General features: G+C 58.8%; 1 protein-coding gene. It reads left to right on the top strand.

The window, feature by feature from the left end; translation table 11 throughout:
* Entirely contained in the window at positions 1-1,176 is a 1,176-nt protein-coding gene (gene tuf, locus ACR0BU_RS24695; RefSeq protein WP_299893262.1) for an elongation factor Tu, read from the top strand.
* Positions 1,177-1,263 lie beyond the last annotated feature (87 nt).

Below are 1,263 nucleotides of genomic sequence, written 5' to 3'. Positions count from 1 at the left end.
ATGGCAAAGGAAAAGTTTGAGCGTAATAAGCCGCACGTCAACATTGGAACGATTGGCCACGTTGACCACGGCAAGACCACGCTGACCGCAGCGATCACCAAGTATTTTGGTGACTTCCAAGCGTATGACCAGATTGACGGTGCGCCGGAAGAAAAAGCGCGTGGTATCACCATCTCGACGGCCCACGTGGAATACGAGACCGAAAACCGTCACTATGCCCACGTTGACTGCCCCGGCCACGCCGACTACGTCAAGAACATGATCACGGGTGCGGCGCAGATGGACGGCGCGATCCTGGTTGTGAACGCTGCTGACGGCCCGATGCCGCAGACCCGCGAGCACATCCTGCTGGGCCGCCAGGTTGGCATCCCGACCATGGTCGTGTTCATGAACAAAGTGGACCAGGTTGACGACGAAGAGCTGCTGGAACTGGTGGAAATGGAAATCCGCGAGCTGCTGTCTTCGTATGAATACCCTGGCGACGACATTCCGATCATTGCCGGTTCGGCTCTGGCCGCGATGGAAGGCAACAACCCGGAGATTGGCGAGGAATCCATCCGCAAGCTGATGGCGGCCGTGGACGAGTACATCCCGACGCCTGAGCGCGCTATTGACCAGCCGTTCCTGATGCCGGTCGAAGACGTGTTCTCGATCTCGGGTCGTGGTACCGTTGTAACCGGTCGTGTTGAGCGTGGCGTGATCAATGTTGGCGACGAGATCGAAATCGTCGGCATCCGCGACACCAAGAAAACCACCTGTACCGGTGTTGAAATGTTCCGCAAGCTGCTGGACCGCGGTGAAGCGGGTGACAACATCGGCGCGCTGCTGCGTGGTATCGACCGTGAAGGCGTTGAGCGTGGCCAGGTTCTGTGTAAGCCGGGTTCGGTAACACCGCACACCAAGTTCGAAGCCGAAGCCTATATCCTGACCAAGGATGAAGGTGGTCGTCACACGCCGTTCTTCGCGAACTACCGTCCGCAGTTCTACTTCCGTACGACTGACGTGACTGGCACCGTGACCCTGGCGGCTGGCACCGAGATGGTGATGCCCGGCGATAACGTGTCGTTCGAGGTTGAGCTGATCGCACCGATCGCAATGGAAAACGGCCTGCGCTTTGCCATCCGCGAAGGCGGCCGCACCGTCGGCGCCGGCGTTGTGTCGAAGATCGTAGAGTAATCGGTAGGCCGGGCATCAGCCCGGCACATCGTCGAACTAAAGAAGGCCGCCCCACAACGGGCGGCCTTCTTTTGATCTAAAGCTTAG

This window comes from Ruegeria sp. CK2 (genome assembly GCF_056536585.1).
The sequence above is the reverse complement of the archived record's forward strand: the minus strand, read 5'-3'. Positions and strand labels throughout refer to the sequence as shown.

Bases quoted from the DNA above. Each gene is read 5' to 3' on its own strand.
- tuf (WP_299893262.1), top strand. From the start codon at position 1: ATGGCAAAGGAAAAGTTTGAGCGTAATAAGCCGCACGTCAACATTGGA.